General features: G+C 68.0%; 18 protein-coding genes. 10 read left to right on the forward strand and 8 right to left on the reverse strand.

All coding sequences use genetic code 11. From position 1 onward, the window contains the following. Window positions 1-186 precede the first annotated feature (186 nt). Complete coding sequence (gene thpD / locus GON09_RS13680) at window positions 187-1,077, forward strand: ectoine hydroxylase (protein ID WP_213932253.1); 891 nt, start codon at window positions 187-189, stop codon at window positions 1,075-1,077. Window positions 1,078-1,140: 63 nt separating this feature from the next. Here thpD and GON09_RS13685 read toward each other — a convergent pair whose 3' ends face one another. The 3 genes from GON09_RS13685 to GON09_RS13695 all read right to left on the reverse strand — a co-directional run bounded on the left by GON09_RS13685 (window position 1,141) and on the right by GON09_RS13695 (window position 4,054). After that, the gene (locus tag GON09_RS13685; protein ID WP_213932254.1) at window positions 1,141-2,025 is read right to left on the reverse strand and encodes a glycosyltransferase family 2 protein; all 885 of its coding nucleotides are present in this window, start codon (window positions 2,023-2,025) and stop codon (window positions 1,141-1,143) included. Window positions 2,026-2,108: 83 nt separating this feature from the next. Beyond that, window positions 2,109-3,206, reverse strand: coding sequence for a 3-deoxy-7-phosphoheptulonate synthase (locus tag GON09_RS13690; protein ID WP_213932255.1), 1,098 nt, complete (start codon window positions 3,204-3,206; stop codon window positions 2,109-2,111). Window positions 3,207-3,442: 236 nt separating this feature from the next. Then, window positions 3,443-4,054: an acetate uptake transporter gene (locus GON09_RS13695; RefSeq protein WP_213932256.1), complete on the reverse strand. Its 612-nt coding sequence runs from the start codon at window positions 4,052-4,054 to the stop codon at window positions 3,443-3,445. A gap of 164 nt (window positions 4,055-4,218) precedes the next feature. Here GON09_RS13695 and GON09_RS13700 point away from each other — a divergent pair, with 164 nt between their 5' ends. Both GON09_RS13700 and GON09_RS13705 read left to right on the forward strand, forming a co-directional pair. Continuing rightward, a complete protein-coding gene (locus tag GON09_RS13700; protein WP_213932257.1) occupies window positions 4,219-4,623 on the forward strand; it encodes an SRPBCC family protein in 405 nt (134 codons plus the stop codon). Between the two features lie 23 nt (window positions 4,624-4,646). After that, on the forward strand, window positions 4,647-5,108 hold the full coding sequence (locus tag GON09_RS13705; protein WP_213932258.1) for a PPOX class F420-dependent oxidoreductase: 462 nt from the start codon (window positions 4,647-4,649) through the stop codon (window positions 5,106-5,108). Window positions 5,109-5,402: 294 nt separating this feature from the next. Here the strand turns inward: GON09_RS13705 and GON09_RS13710 are convergent, their stop codons facing one another. Beyond that, on the reverse strand, window positions 5,403-6,587 hold the full coding sequence (locus GON09_RS13710) for an acyl-CoA dehydrogenase family protein (RefSeq protein ID WP_213932259.1): 1,185 nt from the start codon (window positions 6,585-6,587) through the stop codon (window positions 5,403-5,405). Between the two features lie 125 nt (window positions 6,588-6,712). Between GON09_RS13710 and treS the strand changes: the two genes are divergently transcribed. After that, window positions 6,713-8,536 (forward strand): maltose alpha-D-glucosyltransferase, encoded by a 1,824-nt coding sequence (gene treS / locus GON09_RS13715; RefSeq protein ID WP_213932260.1) that lies wholly within the window; start codon window positions 6,713-6,715, stop codon window positions 8,534-8,536. Continuing rightward, window positions 8,536-9,927, forward strand: a complete 1,392-nt coding sequence (locus tag GON09_RS13720; RefSeq protein WP_213932261.1) for a maltokinase N-terminal cap-like domain-containing protein — start codon at window positions 8,536-8,538, stop codon at window positions 9,925-9,927. Before treS ends, GON09_RS13720 begins: the two co-directional genes overlap by 1 nt. A gap of 64 nt (window positions 9,928-9,991) precedes the next feature. Here the strand turns inward: GON09_RS13720 and GON09_RS13725 are convergent, their stop codons facing one another. Next, window positions 9,992-12,415 carry an ATP-dependent Clp protease ATP-binding subunit gene (locus GON09_RS13725; protein WP_213932262.1) on the reverse strand — a complete coding sequence of 808 codons (2,424 nt, stop codon included), beginning with the start codon at window positions 12,413-12,415 and terminating at the stop codon, window positions 9,992-9,994. Between the two features lie 150 nt (window positions 12,416-12,565). On the opposite strand from GON09_RS13725, the gene GON09_RS13730 reads away from it, so the two are divergent. The 3 genes from GON09_RS13730 to GON09_RS28875 all read left to right on the forward strand — a co-directional run bounded on the left by GON09_RS13730 (window position 12,566) and on the right by GON09_RS28875 (window position 15,827). Further along, window positions 12,566-13,030 carry a MarR family winged helix-turn-helix transcriptional regulator gene (locus GON09_RS13730; RefSeq protein WP_213932263.1) on the forward strand — a complete coding sequence of 155 codons (465 nt, stop codon included), beginning with the start codon at window positions 12,566-12,568 and terminating at the stop codon, window positions 13,028-13,030. Further along, window positions 13,027-13,449 carry an organic hydroperoxide resistance protein gene (locus tag GON09_RS13735; protein WP_213932264.1) on the forward strand — a complete coding sequence of 141 codons (423 nt, stop codon included), beginning with the start codon at window positions 13,027-13,029 and terminating at the stop codon, window positions 13,447-13,449. Before GON09_RS13730 ends, GON09_RS13735 begins: the two co-directional genes overlap by 4 nt. A gap of 77 nt (window positions 13,450-13,526) precedes the next feature. Next, entirely contained in the window at window positions 13,527-15,827 is a 2,301-nt protein-coding gene (locus tag GON09_RS28875) for a DEAD/DEAH box helicase (protein WP_213932265.1), read from the forward strand. Window positions 15,828-15,848: 21 nt separating this feature from the next. Here GON09_RS28875 and GON09_RS13745 read toward each other — a convergent pair whose 3' ends face one another. Next, on the reverse strand, window positions 15,849-16,736 hold the full coding sequence (locus GON09_RS13745; RefSeq protein WP_213932266.1) for an oxidoreductase: 888 nt from the start codon (window positions 16,734-16,736) through the stop codon (window positions 15,849-15,851). Window positions 16,737-16,909: 173 nt separating this feature from the next. Between GON09_RS13745 and GON09_RS13750 the strand changes: the two genes are divergently transcribed. Further along, window positions 16,910-18,091: an RNA polymerase sigma factor gene (locus tag GON09_RS13750; protein ID WP_244865507.1), complete on the forward strand. Its 1,182-nt coding sequence runs from the start codon at window positions 16,910-16,912 to the stop codon at window positions 18,089-18,091. A gap of 89 nt (window positions 18,092-18,180) precedes the next feature. Continuing rightward, window positions 18,181-18,615 carry a GNAT family N-acetyltransferase gene (locus GON09_RS13755; protein ID WP_213932268.1) on the forward strand — a complete coding sequence of 145 codons (435 nt, stop codon included), beginning with the start codon at window positions 18,181-18,183 and terminating at the stop codon, window positions 18,613-18,615. A gap of 36 nt (window positions 18,616-18,651) precedes the next feature. On the opposite strand, the gene GON09_RS13760 is transcribed toward GON09_RS13755, so the two are convergent. Together GON09_RS13760 and GON09_RS13765 are read right to left on the reverse strand one after the other, a co-directional pair. Further along, the gene (locus tag GON09_RS13760; protein ID WP_213932269.1) at window positions 18,652-19,518 is read right to left on the reverse strand and encodes an oxidoreductase; all 867 of its coding nucleotides are present in this window, start codon (window positions 19,516-19,518) and stop codon (window positions 18,652-18,654) included. Further along, window positions 19,508-20,503, reverse strand: coding sequence for an alpha/beta hydrolase (locus GON09_RS13765; protein WP_307854371.1), 996 nt, complete (start codon window positions 20,501-20,503; stop codon window positions 19,508-19,510). The genes GON09_RS13760 and GON09_RS13765 overlap by 11 nt, the downstream gene beginning before the upstream one ends. Window positions 20,504-20,528: the final 25 nt, after the last annotated feature.

The raw sequence follows: 20,528 nt of genomic DNA on the forward strand, positions 1-20,528 counted from the left end.
GGACGCCGACTGCGCCAGCATGGCCGAATACCCGCACTGTCACGAATCGAAACTCGATCCGACCAGCAGCTTTCGACCGAGGCACGGGGATAGGGACATGCCGGTGCCGGGCTTGCATTCGCGCATTTTCAGTGGGAACGTCGGAAGTGAACCGTCATCGACTTCCGAGAGGGTGATCTACGAGCTATGCGCACGATAGTTCGCGACGACTATCCGACCCGCGGTCGCACCGCCTGCGAGTCCGTCGAGAGGAAGGATCCCGTCGTCTGGGGGTCGGCAGCGGACGGTCCGCTCGACGCGGAGGCCGTGGCCGAATACGACCGTCGCGGATTCCACACCGCCGAAGGACTTCTCGCCGCCCACGACGTCGGGAACCTTCTGGAGGAGACCTCACGACTCGGCCGGGAACTCGGTGACGACGACCGCGTGGTCCGCGAACAGGGCAGCGGCGACGTCCGCTCGGTTTTCGACGTGCACCGGCTCAGCGATCTCGTGGACTCGATCGTCCGCAGGCCTGAAATCGCCGGAATCGCACGGCAACTGCTGGGATCCGACGTGTACGTCCATCAGTCGCGGCTCAACGTCAAGCCCGGCTTCCGCGGTGGACCGTTCTACTGGCATTCGGACTTCGAGACGTGGCACGCAGAGGACGGCATGCCCAAGCCGCGTGCCCTAAGCATCTCGATCGCCCTCACCGAGAATTACGGCTACAACGGCGGTCTGATGATCATGCCGGGTTCGCACAAGACGTACGTCTCGTGTGCCGGTGAGACGCCCGACGACTACTACCGGGAGTCGCTGGTCACCCACGTTCCGCCGACGGGTTCGCCCGACGAGGACACCCTCACCCGCTTGGCGGCCGAGCACGGTATCGCGACCTTCACCGGCCCGGCGGGGTCGGCGACGGTCTTCGATTCGAACTGCATGCACGGTTCCAACGGGAACATCACACCGTTCCCGCGCTCGAATCTGTTCGTCGTGTTCAACAGCGTCGAGAACACGCTCGTCGAGCCGTTCGCCGCATCGAGGCCGCGTCCGCCCTATCTCGGCAGCCGCGACTTCACGCCGCTCAGGTGACCTGAGGCGAGAACATCCCACGACGGTGGCCGGGACGGCCCTGCGGCGTCCCGGCCACCGCCGTCAGGGGGACGCCGTGCGGCCCTTCGTATCGATCGGCATCGCACGTCCGCCGGAGCCGAAGATCGCTCGCCGGAGGGTGAATCTGCCCAGGTCGGGGTCGTAGGGCCGGTATGCCGCATACACGAGGACGTGGAGACGTGACTGTAGACGGATGAGCCTGAGGATCTCCGGCGTCAGGCGGCCGTGCAGTTCGAAGGTGTCGATTCCCGACTGGATGTAGGCCGCGTACTCACGAGGCGGGGTGTAGGCCCGGCGCGGCGACAGGTCGGCGTACAGATCGGTCAGCTGGGCGATCTCGATGTCTGCCTCGCGCAGACACAGTGCCAGATCCAGATCCTCGTGGATCCTCGGGTCCGTACTGACGACGTCCCGGACACGCTCCCACGCCGAGCGTCGCAGCGCCATGTTTGCGCCGTGCAGATTGTCGATCCGTCGTTCCCCGCCGAACGTCCCCTGGGCCGTCCGCTTGTCGACGTACCACTTCTTGAGCTTGCTGTAAGGGGAATCGTACGAGTTGCTGAGCCCGCTGATCGCTCCCACCTTCGCGGTGTCGTCGCGGGCGAAGAAGGCGCGGACCGTATGCGCCCACCCGGAGCGGACCCGCGTGTCCGCGTCGATCCTCCCGATGAGATCACCTGTCGCCGCGTCGAATCCGGCATTGCGGGCGAACGCGACGCCGGGCCGTTCCTCGGCTATCCGCCGCACGAGCGGCTCGCCGGCTGCAATGGCCTCGACGATCTGTGCGGTTCGATCGGTCGAATTGTTGTCCACCACCAGGATTTCGTGGATCTCCGACTTCTGCTCGAGCAGCGCCGCGAGGCACCGCGCGATGTAGCGCTCCTCGTTGTGGGCAGGCACGACGATCGACAACATGTTCGTAGCCATGCAGCCGACGCTACCGGACGGAGGAGGGCCGGCGGCTCGTCATCTCGGACGACTCCGCCGGCCCTTCACGCCGCGGACGGGATTCAGCTGCGGCGGGCGCGCACCGCCTGCGCGAGGCGGTCGAGCTGCGCCGCGGTGGTGCCCCAGTCGATGCACGCGTCGGTGATCGACTTGCCGTAGTCGAGCTTGCCGGCCTCCCCGAGGGTCAGGTCCTGGCGACCCGCCTCGATGAAGCTCTCGAGCATCAGGCCGACGATACCCTTCTCGCCGGCCTCGATCCGCTCGGCGACATCGGTGACGACGTCGACCTGCTTGTTGTGGTCCTTGCGGCTGTTGCCGTGGCTGGCGTCGATGACGACACGCTCGGGCAGTCCGGCCTTGCGCAGCCGAGCCATGGTGTCGGCGACGGTCTCGGCGTCGTAGTTCGGGCCCGCGCTGCCGCCGCGCAGGATGACGTGGCAGTCGGGGTTGCCGACGGTCTCGATCAACGCGGCCTGGCCGTCGAGATCGGTGCCGGGGAAGACGTGGCTGGCCGCTGCGGCACGGGTGCCGTCGACCGCGACCTGCACGTCGCCTTCGGTGGAATTCTTGATACCGACGGGCATGGACAGCGCGCTGCACAGCTGGCGGTGGACCTGGCTCGCGGCGGTGCGGGCACCGATGGCGCCGTAGGTGACCAGGTCGGCGTAGTACTGCGGGAGGATCGGGTCGAGGAACTCGCACCCCACGGGCAGCCCGAGGCCGGAGACGTCGAGCAGCAGCTTGCGGCCGATGCGCAGGCCGGTGTTGATATCGAAGGTGCCGTCGAGGTGCGGGTCGTTGAGCAGGCCCTTCCACCCGAGCGTGGTGCGCGGCTTCTCGAAGTACACCCGCATCACGACGTGCAGGTCGTCGCGCAGCTCCTCGGCCTTGGCGGCCAGACGACGCGCGTAGTCCATCGCGGCGGCGGGGTCGTGCACAGAGCAGGGGCCGACCACGACGACGAGACGGTCGTCGGTGCCGTTCAGGATGTCGACGGTGCCGGCGCGGCCCGAGCGGACGGTTGCTGCGACGACGGCGTCGGGTGCGTACTCGGCACGGATCTCGGACGGCGCGACGAGAGGGCTGACCTTGACGGTGCGCTGTTCGTCGAGATTCGACGTCGAGATTCCGGTGGTCGCGGTTCCGGTGGTGGGGCTCATCGATGGTTCCTGTTCTCGGTGGTTCGGATTCCGACCCGAGAGAACCTGCGATTCCTACGAGCCGGTCTGGATCCGGCTCGTAGGTGAAGAAGTCAGCGCGTGGTCACGCCGACCGACCCACCCCGGGCCGGCCTGCTAAACCAGAAATATGCACGCTGCATGACTCCGGACTGTACCAGGAGAGCCGAAGTGCGTGTCAAACCGGCCCCCGTGGGGTGGAGATGAACAGTGTCCTGTCAGCGTGGGCCCGTCGGGAGGACGACGCGCCCGAAGGTCGTGCTGAGGACCCCGGCAGCGGAGGTGTACCAGGCTCCTGCGGCAGCGGCGAGTCCGAAATAGCCACCGACCCTCGTCAGGCCGGTCTGCTCCAGGAGCGCTCCGAGGGTGAGGAAGACGAATGCGAGGAGGAGCACCGAGAAGGTGGCGAACAGAGCCGTGCTGATCCGGGTACTGGCGAACCACATGTAGACGGTGAAGATGGTCCAGGCCAACAGGAAGATGCCCACCCCGACGTGTCTCTCGGAGCCCATCTCCTCGGCGGTATAGGTGACGAGATACCAGAAGCTCAGCCAGAACGCGCCGTACGAACCGAAGGCCGTCGCCCCGAAGACGTTCCCTTTCAAGAATTCCCACATTCCGGCGGCGAGCTGGGTGAGACCGCCGTAGAACAACGCCACGCCGAAGACGGCGGCTTCCGCCTCCGCCGAGACGAATCCGGCGTTGGCACTGGACAGGATGAACGTGGTGAGGGCGAAGGCTGCCAGACCCAGAGGTCCGGGGTCGGCGATGTGAGCCCCCCGGTGAACGGGGACCGCGATTTCGTTGGGGTCGTCCTCGGTGTACGACATCCGCCGGCTTCTTCCTGAGGAGAAAGGACCCGGCACAGGCTCCCGGGCCCCCTTCGGATGGTTCGAACATCTCCAGTGTGCGCCTCGGCAACCGGCGTACGCGCGGCAACGGGAAACCGATTTCCGGTATGAGCCGGTCCCCCGGACCTTCTAGTGTTGTGAGCATGAGCAAGCCCGTCGTCCGCAGTCGACATGTCGCTCGTGTCGTCCGGTGCTCACCCCGCCGGGTCTACGAGTTCGCCGCAGATCCCGACAACCTGCCGAAGTGGGCCGCCGGTCTGGCCCGGAGCGAGGTGCGGCGCGTCGGCGACGCACTCGTCGCGGATTCCCCCATGGGCGAGGTCACCGTGCGGTTCGTCGGCACCAACGACTACGGGGTACTCGACCACGAGGTGGCCCTGCCGTCGGGGACGAAGGTGCACAACCCCATGCGGGTGCTCCCCCATCCGGACGGCGCCGAGATCGTATTCACCGTCCGCCAGATCGAACTGACCGACGACGAGTTCGACCGCGACACGGGCATGGTGGAGGAAGACCTCGCGCGACTCGCGGCGCTCCTCGAGTCGTAGCCCTTCGGAACAGGAGAACGTGCATGGCCCGCAAGATCGCAACGAACACCACGGTCGGCATCCAGGAGCTGCTGGACTTCGTCCGGCCCCGGCACCGGATGATCCTGATGACGCAGCGCGAGGACGGCACACCGCAGGCCTCCCCCGTCACCGGTGGCGTCGACGACAGCGGGCGCATCGTGATCGCGACGTACCCGCAGCGCGCCAAGACCCGCAACGCCCGTGTCCGTCCCGAGGTCGGCGTCGTCGTGCTGTCGGACGACTGGAACGACGCGTGGGTGCAGGTCGACGGAACGGCGGAGGTGGTCGACGCCCAGAACGACGTCGAACCGTTCGTCGAGTACTTCCGCAACATCGCCGGTGAGCATTCGGACTGGGACGAGTACCGGCAGGCGATGCGCGATCAGGGCAAGTCACTGATCCGGATCACCCCGACCCGCTGGGGTCCGGTGGCCACGGGAGGGTTCCCACCCGAACTGGCATAGGCGGCTCACCACCCTGCGTCGACCACGTGCCCCGCGATCCTGCGCAGGGGCACGTTGCGTTCCTGGGACAGCTTCCGGAGCAGGACGAGGCATTGTCGGCGTCCACCGCGAAACGCCGATACCGGCAACCGATGCTTCACAAGTGAAAGCCGGCCGACGATTCTCACGCCGCCGCAACGCGATTCCGGCCTCCCCTACTGCCACGCCACATACTTGCATCGGCACCTCGGGATGCCGAGACCCTAGCGCGAGAGGTACGTCGTCCCCGTCACTCACCGGACGAGTCCGGAAGGCCTACCGCCACGGCACCCGTTCCGGGTCGCGCAGCATCCGCCGCGCCGTGGACATCCGGTGCACCTCGTCGGGGCCGTCGTAGATGCGGGCGTAACGCGCCCGGCGGTACATCCCCTCGAGTGGGGTGTCGGCGGTGAGGCCGAGCGCCCCGTGCACTTGGATCGCGCGGTCGACGACGTCGTGCAGCATCTGCGCCCCCCGGAACTTGACGAGCCCGATCTGGACCCGGGCGTCCCCACCGGCGTCCATGACCCGTGCTGCATCCAGGGTCATCAGGCGGGCAGCCTGGATGTCGGCGGCGGATTCGGCGATGTAGCGCTGGATCTCGCCCTTTTCGGCGAGCAGCGACCCGTGGGCGAATCGGGTGTTGGCGCGGGCACACATCAGTTCGAAGGCCCGTTGCGCCTGCCCGAGCCACCGCATGCAGTGGAAGATCCGCCCCGGCCCGAGCCGGTCCTGTGCGACGACGAAACCGTTGCCGCGTTCGCCGAGCACGTTCTCCTCGGGAACGCGCACGCCGGTGTAGCGCACCTCGTAGTGATCGCTCGGCTCGTGCCCCATCGTGGGGATCGACCGGACGATCTCGAGCCCGGGGGTGTCGATGGGCACGATGATCGCGCTGATGCTGCGGTGCAGTGGCGTCGACTCGGGTTCGGTCCGGGCGAAGACCGTGCAGTAACCGGCCTGCGCGGCACCGGTGGTGAACCACTTGTGCCCGTCGATCACCCATTCACCGTTCTCGAGCCGCGCGGTGGTCTGCACGAGCACCGGGTCGGATCCCGCCACTTCGGGCTCGGTCATGCCGACGGAGGGCAGGATGTCGCCGGAGACGAGACCCGGGATCCAGCGCTCGCGTTGTTCGGCGGTGCCGTGCCGCTGGATCATCAGTGCGTCCTGCATGGACACCGACCCGACCGCGAGCTGCCCGTACTCGGAGCGGCCGATGATCTCGTTGAGGTAGACGAAGTCGAGGAAGGGAACCCCGCCACCGCCCATCTCCTCGGGATGCCCCAGAGCCCACAGACCCAGTTCCTTCGCCCTCGCCTTCAGGTCGGTGAGAGCCTCGGCGGCCTTGTCGTCGTGTCGGCTCAGGACCGGTTCGAGAGGAATCACCTCGTCGTCGATGAACGAACGCATGCGGGTGCACAGCTCGGCCACCCGCCCTTCGGGCCGGTTCGCAGTCATGCCCGCCAATGTATCGGCGCACACGTGCACCCACATAGTGTTCCGTCCGGTCCGGGTGTGGAAATCCGTCCGCCGGGGCATTCTGGGGCGAGTCCATCCTGCGACGCGACGAGCACGGAGGTGCCATGCCGGATCCGTCCGACCGAGTGCCCGAATACGAACACACCGAAGACGGTCATCTCGTCGAGAGCCGAGCCGAGGACTTCGCCCACGCGCGCAGCCTGCCCGTCGACCCGGACTGGTTCAAGACCGCGGTCTTCTACGAGGTCCTCGCCCGCGCTTTCAACGATTCGAACAACGACGGCACCGGCGACCTGCGGGGCCTGACCGAGAAGCTCGACTACATCGCGTGGCTCGGTGCCGACTGCATATGGCTGCCACCCTTCTACGACTCACCGCTCCGGGACGGTGGTTACGACATCCGCGACTTCCGTGCTGTGCTACCGGAATTCGGTACGGTCGAAGATTTCGTGCTCTTCCTCGACGAGGCGCACAAGCGCGGCATCCGCGTCATCACCGACCTCGTCATGAACCACACCTCCGACACGCACGCGTGGTTCCAGGAATCGCGGAGCGACCCCGACGGCCCGTACGGCGACTTCTACGTGTGGTCGGACGTCGACGACCGGTACCAGGAAGCCCGCATCATCTTCGTCGACACCGAGACGTCCAATTGGACGTGGGATCCGGTGCGCAAGCAGTACTACTGGCACCGGTTCTTCTCGCATCAACCCGACCTGAACTACGACAACCCCGAGGTGCAGGACGCGATGCTCGACGTCCTGCGCTTCTGGCTCGATCTCGGCATCGACGGGTTCCGGCTCGACGCGGTCCCCTATCTGTTCGAGCGCGAGGGGACCAACTGCGAGAACCTGCCCGAGACGCACGCCTTCCTCAAGAAGTGCCGCTCGGTGATCGACGCCGAATATCCCGGCCGGGTGATGCTCGCCGAGGCGAACCAGTGGCCCACCGACGTCGTCGAGTATTTCGGCGAACCCGAGATCGGCGACGAATGCCACATGGCCTTCCACTTTCCGCTGATGCCGCGCATCTTCATGGCGGTGCGGCGGCAGAATCGTTTCCCGATCTCCGAGATCCTCGCCCAGACCCCGCCGATCCCGAAGACCGCCCAGTGGGGCATCTTCCTCCGCAACCACGACGAGCTGACCCTCGAGATGGTGACGGACGAGGAGCGCGACTACATGTACGCGGAGTACGTCACCGACCCACGGATGCGCGCCAACATCGGCATCCGCCGTCGCCTCGCGCCGTTGCTCGAGAACGACCGCAACCAGCTCGAGCTGTTCACCGCTCTGCTGCTGAGCCTGCCCGGCTCCCCCGTCCTGTACTACGGCGACGAGATCGGCATGGGCGACAACATCTGGCTCGGCGACCGCGACGCGGTGCGGACCCCGATGCAGTGGACCCCCGACCGCAACGCGGGTTTCTCCCGGGCGGACCCGGCCCGGCTGTATCTGCCGGTCATCATGGATCCCACCTACGGATACCAGGCGGTGAACGTCGAATCGCAGATGAATTCGACGAACTCGCTGTTGCACTGGACGCGGCGGATGATCCAGGTCCGCAAGCAGCATCCGGCCTTCGGCAAGGCCTCGTTCACCGAACTCGGCAGCGCCAACCCCGCGATCCTGTCCTATCTGCGCGAGATGTCGCCCGGCCCCGAACGCAACTACAGCGACGTCATCCTGTGCGTGAACAACCTGTCACGTTATCCCCAGGCGGTCGTACTGGACCTGTCGCGCTTCGCCGGGTGGATCCCGGTGGAGCTGACCGGTTCCGTCCCGTTCCCCCCGATCACGGAGGAGGGTTACATGATCACCCTGCCCGGTCACGGATTCTTCTGGTTCGCCCTCCAGCCCGATCCGTCGAAGGAGGGACCGGGCGAGCACCCGGTGAGCAGCGAAGCGGAAGCGGCGGTGCAACCGTGATGACCAACACCGAGCTCTACCCGGACGAGCGGCTCGTCGAGGACCTGCGCGAGTGGATGCCGCACCAGCGATGGTTCGCGGCCAAGGGTCACACCATCACCGGGATCAGCGTCGTCCTGCGCCATCCGCTCATCGAGGAACCCGGTTTCGGGGCCGATCATCTGCTCGTGAAGATCTCGTTCGAGTCGACGGCGGATCAGATCTACCAGGTGCCGCTGGGTTTCCGTTCCCATCTCCCCGAGGAACTGCAGTCGTGGAGCGTGGTCGGTCCCGACGACTCCCACGACCACGGGCTGCACGTCTACGACGGCCTGCGCGATCAGGAGATCCTCGACCGGTACTCCCACAATCTGGCGAGGGGCACCCCCGCCGGCCCGGTGGATCTCCACAACGTGCCGGGCTCGGTCATCGAACCGGGACTGCGGGGCCGTGCGCTGAGCGCGGAACAGTCCAACACCTCCGTAGTTCTCGGAGAGAAGTTGCTGCTCAAGATGTTCCGCCGCGTGACACTCGGCATCAACCCGGACGTCGAGTTGCCGCTCGCACTGGGCGAGGACGGATGCCGGTCGATCGCACCGATCCGCGCGTGGATCGAAGCGGAGGTCGACGGGGTCCGCACCACGCTGGCGATGGTGCAGGACTTCGCGGCGAACTCGGCCGACGGCTGGTCGATGGCGCTCGGCAGCGTCCGGGACCTGCTTCTCGAAGGGGATCTGCGTGCCGACGAGGTGGGCACCGACTTCGCCGGGGAATCCCACCGCATCGGTGCGGCCGTCGCGGATGTGCACGCCCACCTCGGCTCCGCGCTCGGCACCGAGGAGCGTGCCGCCTCCGAACTGGCCGAGGGCATGGTCCGCCGGCTCGAGGGTGCGGCGGCCGAGGTCCCGGAGCTCGCCGAACTCACCGACGCGATCCGCGCACGATTCGAGGAGGTCGCGGCGCTGGGGCAGGTTCCGGTGCACCGCATCCACGGCGACCTGCACCTCGGCCAGGTGTTGCGCACCCCCGAGCGCTGGCTGCTCATCGATTTCGAGGGAGAACCGGCGAAGTCCCTCGAGGAGCGCCGCAAGCCCGACAGCCCGTTCCGGGACGTGGCGGGGATGCTGCGGTCGTTCGATTACGCCGCGCACCATTCGGTCCGCGAATCCGAACAGGGCGCGGCGGTGGAGTCGCAGCGGGAATTCCGGGCACGGGAATGGGCCGAGCGCAATTGCGCCGCCTTCTGTGACGGTTACGCGGCCGCCTCGGGAAACGATCCGCGGGACGCCGACGTCCTGCTGCGCGGGTACGAGCTCGACAAGGCGGTCTACGAGGTGGTCTACGAGGCGCGGCACCGTCCCTCGTGGTTGCACCTGCCGCTCGAGGCGATCCGTCGCCTCACCGCCGCCTGAACACCGCCCGGAACACGGGAAGGGGAGAGACGCCGTGGCATCTCTCCCCTTCCCGTCTCGCAGGTCAGCTCACCTGGAGCAGCAGTTCGTCGTCGACGACGTCCGCCGTGACCCGGTTGCCCTCGGCGAGTGCGTCGTCGAGCAGCATGTCGGCGATGCGGTCGTCGACCACCCGGGAGATCGAGCGGCGCAACGGACGGGCACCGAACTCGGGCTGGTGCCCGTTGCGGGCGATCCACGCCACCGCGTCGGCGGTGAACTCGAGATCGATCCCCTTGCTCTGCAGCCGCTTCCGGCTGTCGGCGAGCAGCAGCTCGGTGATCCGGTGCAGCTGGTCGTCGTCGAGCTTGCGGAACATCACGATCTCGTCGATGCGGTTGAGGAATTCCGGTCGCATCGATTCGCGCAGCCGACCCATGACCCGATCGCGCAGCGGCTTCTCTGCCGCCTCGGCGTCACCGGTGGTGAAGCCGAGCGCCCCACCGCGGCTCGAGATGATGTCCGAACCGAGATTGCTGGTCATGATGACGACGGTGTTGGTGAAGTCCACCGTGCGTCCCTCACCGTCGGTGAGCCGACCGTCGTCGAGAACCTGCAGCAACGTGTTGAACACGTCCGGGTGCGCTTTTTCGATCTCGTCGAGCAGCACCACCGAATAGGGGTGACGACGCACCTGTTCGGTGAGCTGACCGGCCTCGCCGTATCCGACGTAGCCGGGAGGGGCACCGACGAGCCGGCTCACGGTGTGGCGTTCGCCGAACTCGCTCATGTCGATGCGCAGCATGGTGCGCTCGTCACCGAAGAGGACCTCGGCGAGGGCCTTCGCGAGTTCGGTCTTGCCGACACCGGTGGGACCGAGGAACAGGAAGCTGCCCACCGGACGACGTGGGTCGCTCATGCCGGAGCGGCTGCGCCGCACGGCGCGTGCCACGGCGTGCACGGCTTCGTCCTGCCCGACGACGCGCTTGTGCAGCTCGTCCTCGAGAGTGCGCAGCCTCTCCTTCTCCGCGCGGGTCATCTGCGAGGCCGGGACACCGGTGGCCCGCGAGACGATCTCGGCGATCAGTTCCGGATCGACCGTCGGAGTGTCTTCGGCGGTCCCGTCACTGCTGTCGATCCGTGCCTGGACGCGGAGGACCTCGTCGCGGATGCGCGAGGCCTCCTCGTACTGTTCGGCCTCGACGGCGCGGTCCTTCTCCGCTTCGAGTTCGTCGAGCCGCGAACGCAGTTCGGTCACATCGGTGCGCGGTGTCCGCAGGCGCAGTCGTGCACCGGCCTGGTCGACGAGGTCGATCGCCTTGTCCGGCAGCTGCCGGTCGGGCAGGTACCGCATCGACAGGTCGACGGCCGCTTCGAGCGCTTCGGCGGTGTACCGGACCTTGTGGAACTCGGCGTACCGATCGGCGAGACCCTTCAGGATCGTGACGGCGTCGTCGCGTGCGGGTTCGTCGACCGTGACCGGCTGGAAACGACGTTCGAGCGCCGGATCCTTCTCGATGTGCTTGCGGTACTCGTCGAGGGTGGTCGCACCGACGACGTGCAGCTCACCGCGGGCGAGCTTCGGCTTGAGGATGTTCGCGGCGTCCATCGCGCCCTCGTTGCCGGCGCCCGCGCCGACCACGGTGTGGATCTCGTCGATGAAGACGATGAGCCTGCCCTGCTGGGCGACGATCTCGTCGAGCGCTGTGGTGAGGCGTTCCTCGAAGTCGCCGCGGTAGCGGGTTCCGGCGACCATCGCAGTCAGGTCGAGCTGGACGATGCGCTTGTCCTGCAGGATCTCCGGGACGTCGCCGTCGACGATGCGCTGGGCGAGTCCTTCGACGATGGCGGTCTTGCCGACACCGGCTTCACCGACGAGCACCGGGTTGTTCTTGGTGCGCCGGGCGAGGATCTCGATCGTCTGCTCGATTTCGTCTGCGCGACCGATGACAGGGTCGATGCCGCCGCCCCGGGCCCGTTCGGTGAGGTCGACGCCGAACTTGTCGAGCGTCGGCGTGGACGTCTCCTCCGCGACGGGAGTCGCGGGGACGGGCTGCAGCGCGGTCTGCAACGCCTGCGGTGTCACGCCCAGCGACGCGAGCAGGCGCCCCGGAGCGCGGGTCTGGTCGGCCGCGAGGGTGAAGAACAGGTGCTCGGGGTCGATGTAGGTGGAGCCGAGCGCGCGCGCGAGCTGGTGCGCCTCGAAGAGCGCGGTCTTCACGGCACCGGTCAGTGCGGGTGCGGAGACGGCCTCACCGGGGCGGCCCTGCGGCAGCCGCTGGTCGACGGCCGCGACGACGTCGGCAGGGTCGGCTCCGGCGCGGGTCATGACCGTGCGGGACGGATCCTGTTCCGCCATGGCGCGGAGGAGGTGCAGCACGTCGAGTTCCGCGTCGCCACGGTCGGTGGCGTAGCGCGCTGCATGTGCGAGGAGATCCTGAGTCCCGCGGCTCATGAAACGCGTGATGTCGATTCGGCCGGGGCCACCAGGCCCGAAGAATGCCGGCATTCCGAAGCCTTTCTGTCGAACTTGAGTCATTCTCACTCAACTAACGTGCCCGGGATCCCTGCAATTCCCACAGTGGAGTGATCCGGATCACTTTCCAAGTTGTGGCCATTAATATTGCGCGCAACATAACGGTGCACTACATTCATTCCCGTGCCGTCTCCACTCGAACTCGACCAGCAGGTGTGCTTCGCGCTCTACCGCGCGTCCCGCACCATCACGGCCGCCTACCGGCCGCATCTCGACCGGCTGGGCATCACCTACCCGCAGTACCTCGTACTCCTGGCCCTGTGGGAACGCGATGCGCGTGGCGTACAAGATCTGTGCGACGCACTCGATCTCGACACCGGCACACTGTCCCCCCTGCTCAAGCGGCTCGAGGCCGCAGGATACGTCGAGCGGCGCCGGCAACAGGCCGACGAGCGTCGTGTCGTCGTCCATCTCACCGAAGCAGGGGACGCACTCCGTACGGAGGCCGCAGACATCCCCGAATGCGTGACGCGAGGCAGTCGGTTCGACATCGACGAACTGGTCGCGCTACGCGAGACACTCCACCGCCTGACCGCCGCGTTGCAGGAAGCACCCGGCGCACCCTCGAAGAAAGGCCGGACATCGTGAACATCATCTACACCGCCGAAGCACTCGCCACCGGAGCAGGCCGCGACGGCCACGCCCGCACCACCGACGGAAAGCTCGACGTCGACCTCGCTCTGCCCACCGAGATGGGTGGCAGCGGGAAGGGCACCAACCCCGAACAGCTCTTCGCCGCCGGATACGCCGCGTGCTTCCACTCGGCGCTGCAGATGATCGCCCGGCAGGAGAAGGCGGACGTCAGCGATTCGGCCGTCGGCGCCCGCGTCGGCATCGGCCCGACCGACGGCGGCGGATTCGGTCTCGCCGTCACCCTCGAGGTGACGCTGCCGAACCTCCCCCGCGAGAAGGCGCTCGAGCTCACCGAGAAGGCCCACCAGGTGTGCCCCTACTCCAACGCGACCCGCGGCAACATCGACGTCACCCTCGAGGTGACGGAAGACTGAGTCACCCTCGAGGGTGACGAACGAGTGACGTGTCCCTGCGCCGCGCACGTCTCCACGCCGCCACGTAGCGTGGAGACGTGCGCACGCAGGACCGGTCGCAGCTCACGACGTTCGCGACCGAACTCGATTTCCCCCTCGACGACTTCCAGCTCGAGGCCTGCCGCGCCCTCGAGGACGACCGCGACGTGCTGGTGTGCGCACCCACCGGGGCCGGCAAGACGGTCGTCGGCGAATTCGCCGCCCGCCTCGCGCTCGCAGCGCACGGTCGCTGTTTCTACACCACCCCCATCAAGGCGCTGAGCAACCAGAAGTATCTCGACCTGTCGCGCCGCTTCGGCGACGACCGGGTCGGTCTGCTCACCGGCGACATCTCGCTCGATCCCCACGCGCCCGTGGTCGTCATGACCACCGAAGTGCTGCGCAGCATGCTGCACGGCGGCTCCCCGCTCCTGCACGGTCTCACCCACGTCGTCATGGACGAGGTGCACTATCTCGCCGATCGTGAGCGCGGCGCGGTCTGGGAGGAAGCAATCCTCTCGCTCCCCGACGACGTCCGGCTGACGAGCCTGTCGGCCACGGTGAGCAACGCCGAGGAATTCGGTGGCTGGCTGCGCGGCATCCGCGGCGACCTGGCCGTCGTCGTGGAGGAGACCCGCCCGGTACCGCTCACCCAGCACATGCTCGCCGGAGGACGCCTGTTCGACCTGCTGTCGCCCAGCGGCACCGTCGACGAGACCCTCGAGCGGTACATCGCCCACCGCCGGCTCGTCGAAGCCGCGCCCGGCCCCGCGACCGCCAGAGGACGGCGACGGCGACGGGCACGCGGAGCACCCGGACCTGCCGGTGGCGACCTGCCCGGTACCGTCGCCCGCCTCGAGGCCGAACAATTGCTGCCGGCCATCTGGTTCCGGTTCAGCCGCAACGGTTGTGACGACGCCGTCACCGAATGCCTCGAATCGTCGGTCCGTCTCACCGAGGCCGCCGACACAGCCGAAATCCGTGCGGTCGCCGACCGGCACACCGCAGCCCTGCCACCCGCCGATCTCGACGCGGTCGGTCACACCGAGTGGCTCGAAGGTCTCGAACGTGGCTTCGCCGCGCACCACGCCGGTTTGATCCCCGCCTTCCGCCACACCGTCGAGGAACTGTTCGCCCGCGGTCTCGTGCGCGTCGTCTTCGCCACCGAGACCCTCGCCGTGGGGGTGAACATGCCGGCGCGCACCGTCGTCCTCGAACGTCTCGTCAAACCCACAGCCGACGGCCCGGTGCGCCTCTCCCCCGGCGAGTACACGCAGCTCACCGGTCGTGCCGGTCGTCGCGGTATCGACGTCGAAGGACACGCCGTGGTGCTGTGGAGTCCCGAAGCCGACCCCGCAACCGTCGCCGGTCTCGCCGGCGCACGCTCCTATCCGCTGCGAAGTTCGCTGCGCGTGGGATACAACACCGCGATCAACCTGGTCGCCGGTCGTGACATCCCCGGCGCGCGGGAGTTCCTGCGACGCTCGTTCGCCCAGTTCCAGGCCGAGCGGTCCGTCGCAGCACTCATGGACGCCGTCCGCGCGAATACGACCACGCTCCGCGATCTCGACGCCGAACTCGGCGACGTCGAAGACTTCACGGAGTACCGGCATCTGAGCGACAGGCTCACCGAGGCACGACGATCCGGCTCGGCCGACCTCGTCGCCTCGCTGGCACGGGCGGTGCGCTCGCATCCGGCGCACCGGCGCGGCGACAAGGATCGTCTCCTCACCCTCTCCGCCCGACGTGCCGCGGTGCACGGCGACACCGCACGGATGCGATCGCAGATAGAGACGGTCACCGGCCGCCTCGCCGACACCTTCGATCGCACGCTGGATCTGCTCGAGGAGCGGGGTTATCTGCTCCGGGATCCCATGAGCGGGTCGGCCTACGTCACCGACGACGGTCGCCGGCTGGGCCGGATCTACTGCACGAACGAACTTCTCGTCGCCGAGTGTGTACGCACCGGAGCCTGGTCGGGACTGACGCCGGCCGAGCTCGCCGCCGTCGCCTCCAGTGCTCTGGGCGAGACCCGGCGCCGCACCCTCGGTGTCCCCGGCCGTACGACCCCGGCGATCGACGAGGCGCTGCGTGCCACCTCGCGGTTGTGGAGCGAACTCGCCGGACGCGAGGAACGACTCGGGCTGGAAGTGGGGCCGGATCCGGATCCGATCGCCGTCGCCGCGATCCACCGCTGGGCGCGCGGGGACGGACTCGCCGCTGCCCTGCGCACCGCGTCGGATGCCGGACTGTCGGCGGGCGATCTGGTCCGCCGATATCTGAGGACCCTCGACCTCGTGGACCAGACCGGGCTGTGCCGGCGGGACGAACTGCCGCCGGTCTCGTTCACCCTGACCTGACGGCCGGGACTTCGCCGGATCTCAGGGCATCGAATACTCGACGGAACACAGCCGCTCCGACAGCTCCCACAGTTTCCGGGCCAGGATCTCGTCGCGGGAACGCGAGGTGGACTGCACCCGCTTCGGGTGGCCGCGCATCTCGAAGAAGGCGTCGGGCCCGTAGAAGCCGCCCGGCTCCGCGTCCGGTGCGGTCGCCGCGTAGAGGGTCGGGAGCGCGCCCTGTTGCGGGGACTGCCCGATGATCGGGGTGACGAGTTCGACGATCTTGCCGTGCCAGGACTCGCTGCGGTACTGCAGATTCGTCGACGAGTAACCCGGATGTGCGGCAATCGATCTCACACTCGATCCGGCCGCGGTGAGGCGTCGCTGCAGCTCGTACGCGAACAGCAGATTCGCCAGCTTCGACTGCCCGTAGGCGAGCCACCGCTCGTACCGGCGGCGTTCCCAGTTGATGTCGTCGAGATCGATGCTGCCGATGCGGTGCATCGCGCTGCTGACCGTCACGACCCGGTCGGTGATGCGATCGAGCAACAGCCCGGTGAGCGCGAAGTGACCGAAGTGGTTGGTCCCGATCTGCATCTCGAAGCCGTCGGCCGTCCGGCGCAGCGGCACCGCCATGACACCGGCATTGTCGATCAGGACGTCGATGCGCTCGTGCTCGGCCCGCACCGCCTCGGCGAATGCACGTACCGACGCCAGATCTGCCAGGTCCAGACGGCGGACCCGGGCGCGCTCGCCGAGTCCGGCCGCGACCGCCTCGCCCTTCGCGACGTCGCGGCAGGCGAGCACCACCTCGGCTCCGGCCCGCGCGAGTGCCCGGGCGGTCTCCGCACCGAGACCGCTGTTGGCTCCCGTCACGATCATCGTGCGTCCCGACAGATCCGGAATATCGTTCGTCGTCCACCCCATGCCCGCCACCCTACGGACGCGCGTCGCGCCGCGACAGTCCCCCGCGTCCCGCCCGCCGCACTGGGCCCCCGATGGATTGCACCCTCGCCGTCGGCCACACCGGCTCGTAGACTGCCCCGGAACGCACGGTCGCACGCGCGCGGGGGCGCATGCACGACAGGAAGGTTCCATCGATGGGGCACCACCCCGGACGTCCGGATCGTGAGCTCGCCGCAGCGTTGCGGAACGGAGCGCCGGACGCCACGGCAGCGGTCTACGACCGTTTCGCCCCCGGTCTGTACGCATACGCGTGCGGCTTCGTCCCCGTGTCGTCCGCATCGGACGTGGTGTACGACTCCGTGTGGACGGCGACCGCACGTATCCGGTCGCTGCGCGATCCCGCACTCCTCCGGGCCTGGCTCCACGCCGTGGTCCGGGCCGAGTGTCTCCGTGTACTGAACCGGTCCGGGTCCGCACTCGAGTATCTCCCCGCGACCGACCCTGGCTACCAGGCCGGACCCGAGGTGCTCGAGGTCCGCGAGGCCGTCCATCTGCTCGACGGCACCGCCCGCGAGGTGGTCGATCTCGCGGTCCGGCACCACTTCGCGTCCCATGAGATCGAGGCGATGCTCGGTTCCGCAGGTGACGGGCGTGTCCTCGCCCATGCGCAGGACTTCGTAGACCGGGCGGTGCCCCGCGTGCCGAACGCGCTCGGAACCTTCTCCCTCCTCCCCTTCGCTCCCCTGCCCGCCCACCTGCGGGGACGCGTCCTGGCGGTACAACCCTCGGAGGCGGAGCTGCTCGATCTCGGCCGGCGGCTCGAACCGGTGGACCGTGAGGGCTTTCCGCGCCGTGATCGTCGCGCGAAGCGCACCGTCCCCGTCATTGCGGCATCGGTGGCCCTGTTCGCGGCCCTGGCCGTCGGTGCGTTGTTCGCGTTCCCGCAGGCCGAGCCCGTCGACCGACAGGTCCTGCGTCCCGCCTCCGAACCGGCGCTCGACGCGGGATCCGCGGTCGCCACGACCACGACGACGGGTGCCGCGACCGAGACCACCACGTCGCCCGAGGCTCCGGAGACGACGGAGGAAGCGGTGGCCGAGGCACCGGTGGTGACGACCACCGCGGCCCCGCCCGCCGAACCCACTGCGGCATCCACCGCTGCCCCCACCACGACGGCGACATCGACAGGTAGCGGTTTCACCAGGCGCGGAGGTCCCGGTCGCGGGGCCGAGCCGGAGGAGGAGCGTCCACCCCGGGACACCGAGGAGAGCGACGCACCGGGTACCGCGACGGGTCGCCCCACCACCTCGGGTGCACCCACCACGCCGCGGGAGATGCCGACGCTGCCGACCTTCCCTCCGCGCGGCGCCGGGTGACACACGGTCCGGGAAGCACTCGAGACCTGTTCGGGACTGCTCGACGGGTTCACGACGAGACGGTGAATCGCCGCCCCTACGATCGAGACGTGCCGTCCATCCACCATTCACCGTTGCGGAAGACCGACCCCGAGAGCCTGTACCGGATCGTCGCGCTGCGGACCGACGTGTTCGTCTTCGAGCAGGGCATCACCAGCGAACCCGAACTCGACGGGCGCGATCTCGACCCGACCACCGAGCTGTTCTGGACGCGGGAGGGCGACGACGTCCTGGCCACGCTGCGCGTCCTCCACGACGACGGGGAGATCGCGCATATCGGTCGAGTCGCCACCGCCCGGCACGCACGCGGACGCGGACTCGCCGCCGACCTGATCGAGGCGGCGCTCGCGACCTGCCCGGGGGTGGTCGACATCTCGGCGCAGGCGTACCTGGAGAACTGGTACGCCCGATTCGGATTCGTGCGTACCGGACCGAACTACATCGAGGCCGGAATCGACCACGTGCCGATGCGCCGGACCGCGTGAGCGGGGACGCGCATCAGCCTGCGTCGAAGACGGACATCAGCCGATCTCGAAGTGCACTCCGGTGAGTTTCTCGGACAGCTCCCACAGACGCGTCGCGGTCTCCCGGTCGCGGGCGCGACGACCCACGGCGGCGACATGGGGCGATCCGTACAGCAGGAAACGCGGACCGATGTAACCGCCCGCGATGCCCGGATCGGACGCGGCGAGCACGACCGATTCGGCCCCCTGGTCCGGGGTGCGTTGCAGAATCCTCTTGCCGAAGCCGAACAACCGGTCGAACCACGTCCCGGTGTGGCTGCCCACCTCGGTCGCCGCGTAGCCCGGATGCGCCGCGACGGCACGCAGAGGTGAGCGGGCCGCGGCGAGGCGGCGTTCGAGTTCGAGACCGAACAGCAGGTTCGCGAGCTTCGACTGCGCGTACCCGGCGGCACGGTTGTACGGGCGCCGCTCCCAGTTCAGGTCGTCGAGATCGACGCGTCCGAGCAGATGAGCGGCACTCGACACCGTGACGACGCGACCGGTGATGCGCGGCAACAGCAGTCCGGTCAGGGCGAAGTGTCCGAGATGGTTGGTTCCCATCTGCATCTCGAACCCGTCGGCGGTGCGGCGTAGCGGAACCGCCATCACGCCGGCGTTGTTGACCAGGACGTCGATCTGCCGATCGGCGAAGGCGTCCGCGAAGGCGCGGATCGCCGAGAGGTCGGCGAGATCGAGCGACATCGTCTCGGCCCGGGGACCGATCTCCTCGGCGATGCGCCTGCCCCGGTCGACGTTGCGTCCGGCGAGCACGACCGTGGCTCCGGCGGCGCCGAGGGCCCGGGCCGTCGCCTCACCCACACCGCTGGTGCCCCCCGTCACGACGACGGTGCGGCCGACCAGCGATGTGGAAGCGTCAGGCGCCAATCGAGGACTTGAGCATCGGGAGCATCGCCCACAGCTCGTCCTGCCAGTAGCCCCACGAGTGGGTGCCCAGGACCGGGAACGAGAAGTGTGCGGTGTCGATACCCAGGGTCAGCAGACGCACCTGGAAGGCGCGGTTCTGCGTGAGGGCGAGCGCTTCGAGCCCCATGGCGTTGGTCGTGTTGAAGCTGCCCACGAGCGAACTCGGCCGGTCGTACTGGCCGGGCAGACCGCTCGCCGCGGAGATCCACATCGGCAGACCGCGCAGGTTCGGCGCCGCGACGAACGGGTCGTGCCGCAGCCACGCCGAATTCCACGGCGGTCCCCACATCGCGTCGGAGTTGTATCCGCCGGCGTCGAGCATGGCCACACGAATGGCTTCGCGCATGCCCGGTGCCGAGAGATTGAGATAACCCGACAGCGAGCCGGCGAACTTGAACTGGTCGCGATGGTAGGCGGCCAGGATCAGCGCCGCGTTGCCTCCCATCGACAGGCCGACCACTGCGTTGTTGCTGCGATCGATGCCGTAGGCGTTCGCGAGATGGTTCGGCAGGTTCTGGGTCAGGAAGGATTCCCACTTGTACGTGTAGGGCTGACCGTTGAAATTGCTCGGCGCGTACCAGTCGGCGTAGAAGCTCGACTGCCCCCCGACCGGCATGATCACGTTGACACCGTGGTCGGCGAGCCACGCAGCGTTGGTCTCGTGCTCCCAGCCGCTCACGTCGTCGGTGGCACGCAGCCCGTCGAGCAGATAGACGGCCTTGTTGCTGCCGTTGTTCGCTCGCCAGATGCGCACCTTGATCGCGCCGACACCACCCGGTGCGGCGACCATGTCCTCGTGGAAGCGGGTGTACGGATCGGCCGAGGCCGTCCCGGCCCCGACGCCCGTGAACACGAGGGCCAGTGGAAGTACCACTGCTGCCACCAGTAGCCGAACGAGAGCGCGTCCCCCCCGCCGACGTGTTCCGGTCTTCGCCGAAATCGTCACAACAAGCTCCCCTTGCACTCCAGTA

This window comes from Rhodococcus sp. B50 (assembly GCF_013602415.1).
In the GTDB taxonomy this organism is placed as follows: Bacteria; Actinomycetota; Actinomycetes; order Mycobacteriales; family Mycobacteriaceae; genus Rhodococcus.

Coding starts and splice junctions, on each gene's coding strand:
- GON09_RS13705 (WP_213932258.1), top strand. CDS start 4,647: ATGGCCCGCAAGATCGCAACGAACACCACGGTCGGCATCCAGGAGCTG.
- GON09_RS13690 (WP_213932255.1), bottom strand. CDS start 3,206: ATGAGCCCCACCACCGGAACCGCGACCACCGGAATCTCGACGTCGAAT.
- GON09_RS13700 (WP_213932257.1), top strand. CDS start 4,219: ATGAGCAAGCCCGTCGTCCGCAGTCGACATGTCGCTCGTGTCGTCCGG.
- treS (WP_213932260.1), top strand. CDS start 6,713: ATGCCGGATCCGTCCGACCGAGTGCCCGAATACGAACACACCGAAGAC.
- GON09_RS13685 (WP_213932254.1), bottom strand. CDS start 2,025: ATGGCTACGAACATGTTGTCGATCGTCGTGCCTGCCCACAACGAGGAG.
- GON09_RS13745 (WP_213932266.1), bottom strand. CDS start 16,736: ATGGGGTGGACGACGAACGATATTCCGGATCTGTCGGGACGCACGATG.
- GON09_RS13750 (WP_244865507.1), top strand. CDS start 16,910: ATGGGGCACCACCCCGGACGTCCGGATCGTGAGCTCGCCGCAGCGTTG.
- thpD (WP_213932253.1), top strand. CDS start 187: ATGCGCACGATAGTTCGCGACGACTATCCGACCCGCGGTCGCACCGCC.
- GON09_RS13725 (WP_213932262.1), bottom strand. CDS start 12,415: ATGCCGGCATTCTTCGGGCCTGGTGGCCCCGGCCGAATCGACATCACG.
- GON09_RS13695 (WP_213932256.1), bottom strand. CDS start 4,054: ATGTCGTACACCGAGGACGACCCCAACGAAATCGCGGTCCCCGTTCAC.
- GON09_RS13710 (WP_213932259.1), bottom strand. CDS start 6,587: ATGACTGCGAACCGGCCCGAAGGGCGGGTGGCCGAGCTGTGCACCCGC.
- GON09_RS13720 (WP_213932261.1), top strand. CDS start 8,536: ATGACCAACACCGAGCTCTACCCGGACGAGCGGCTCGTCGAGGACCTG.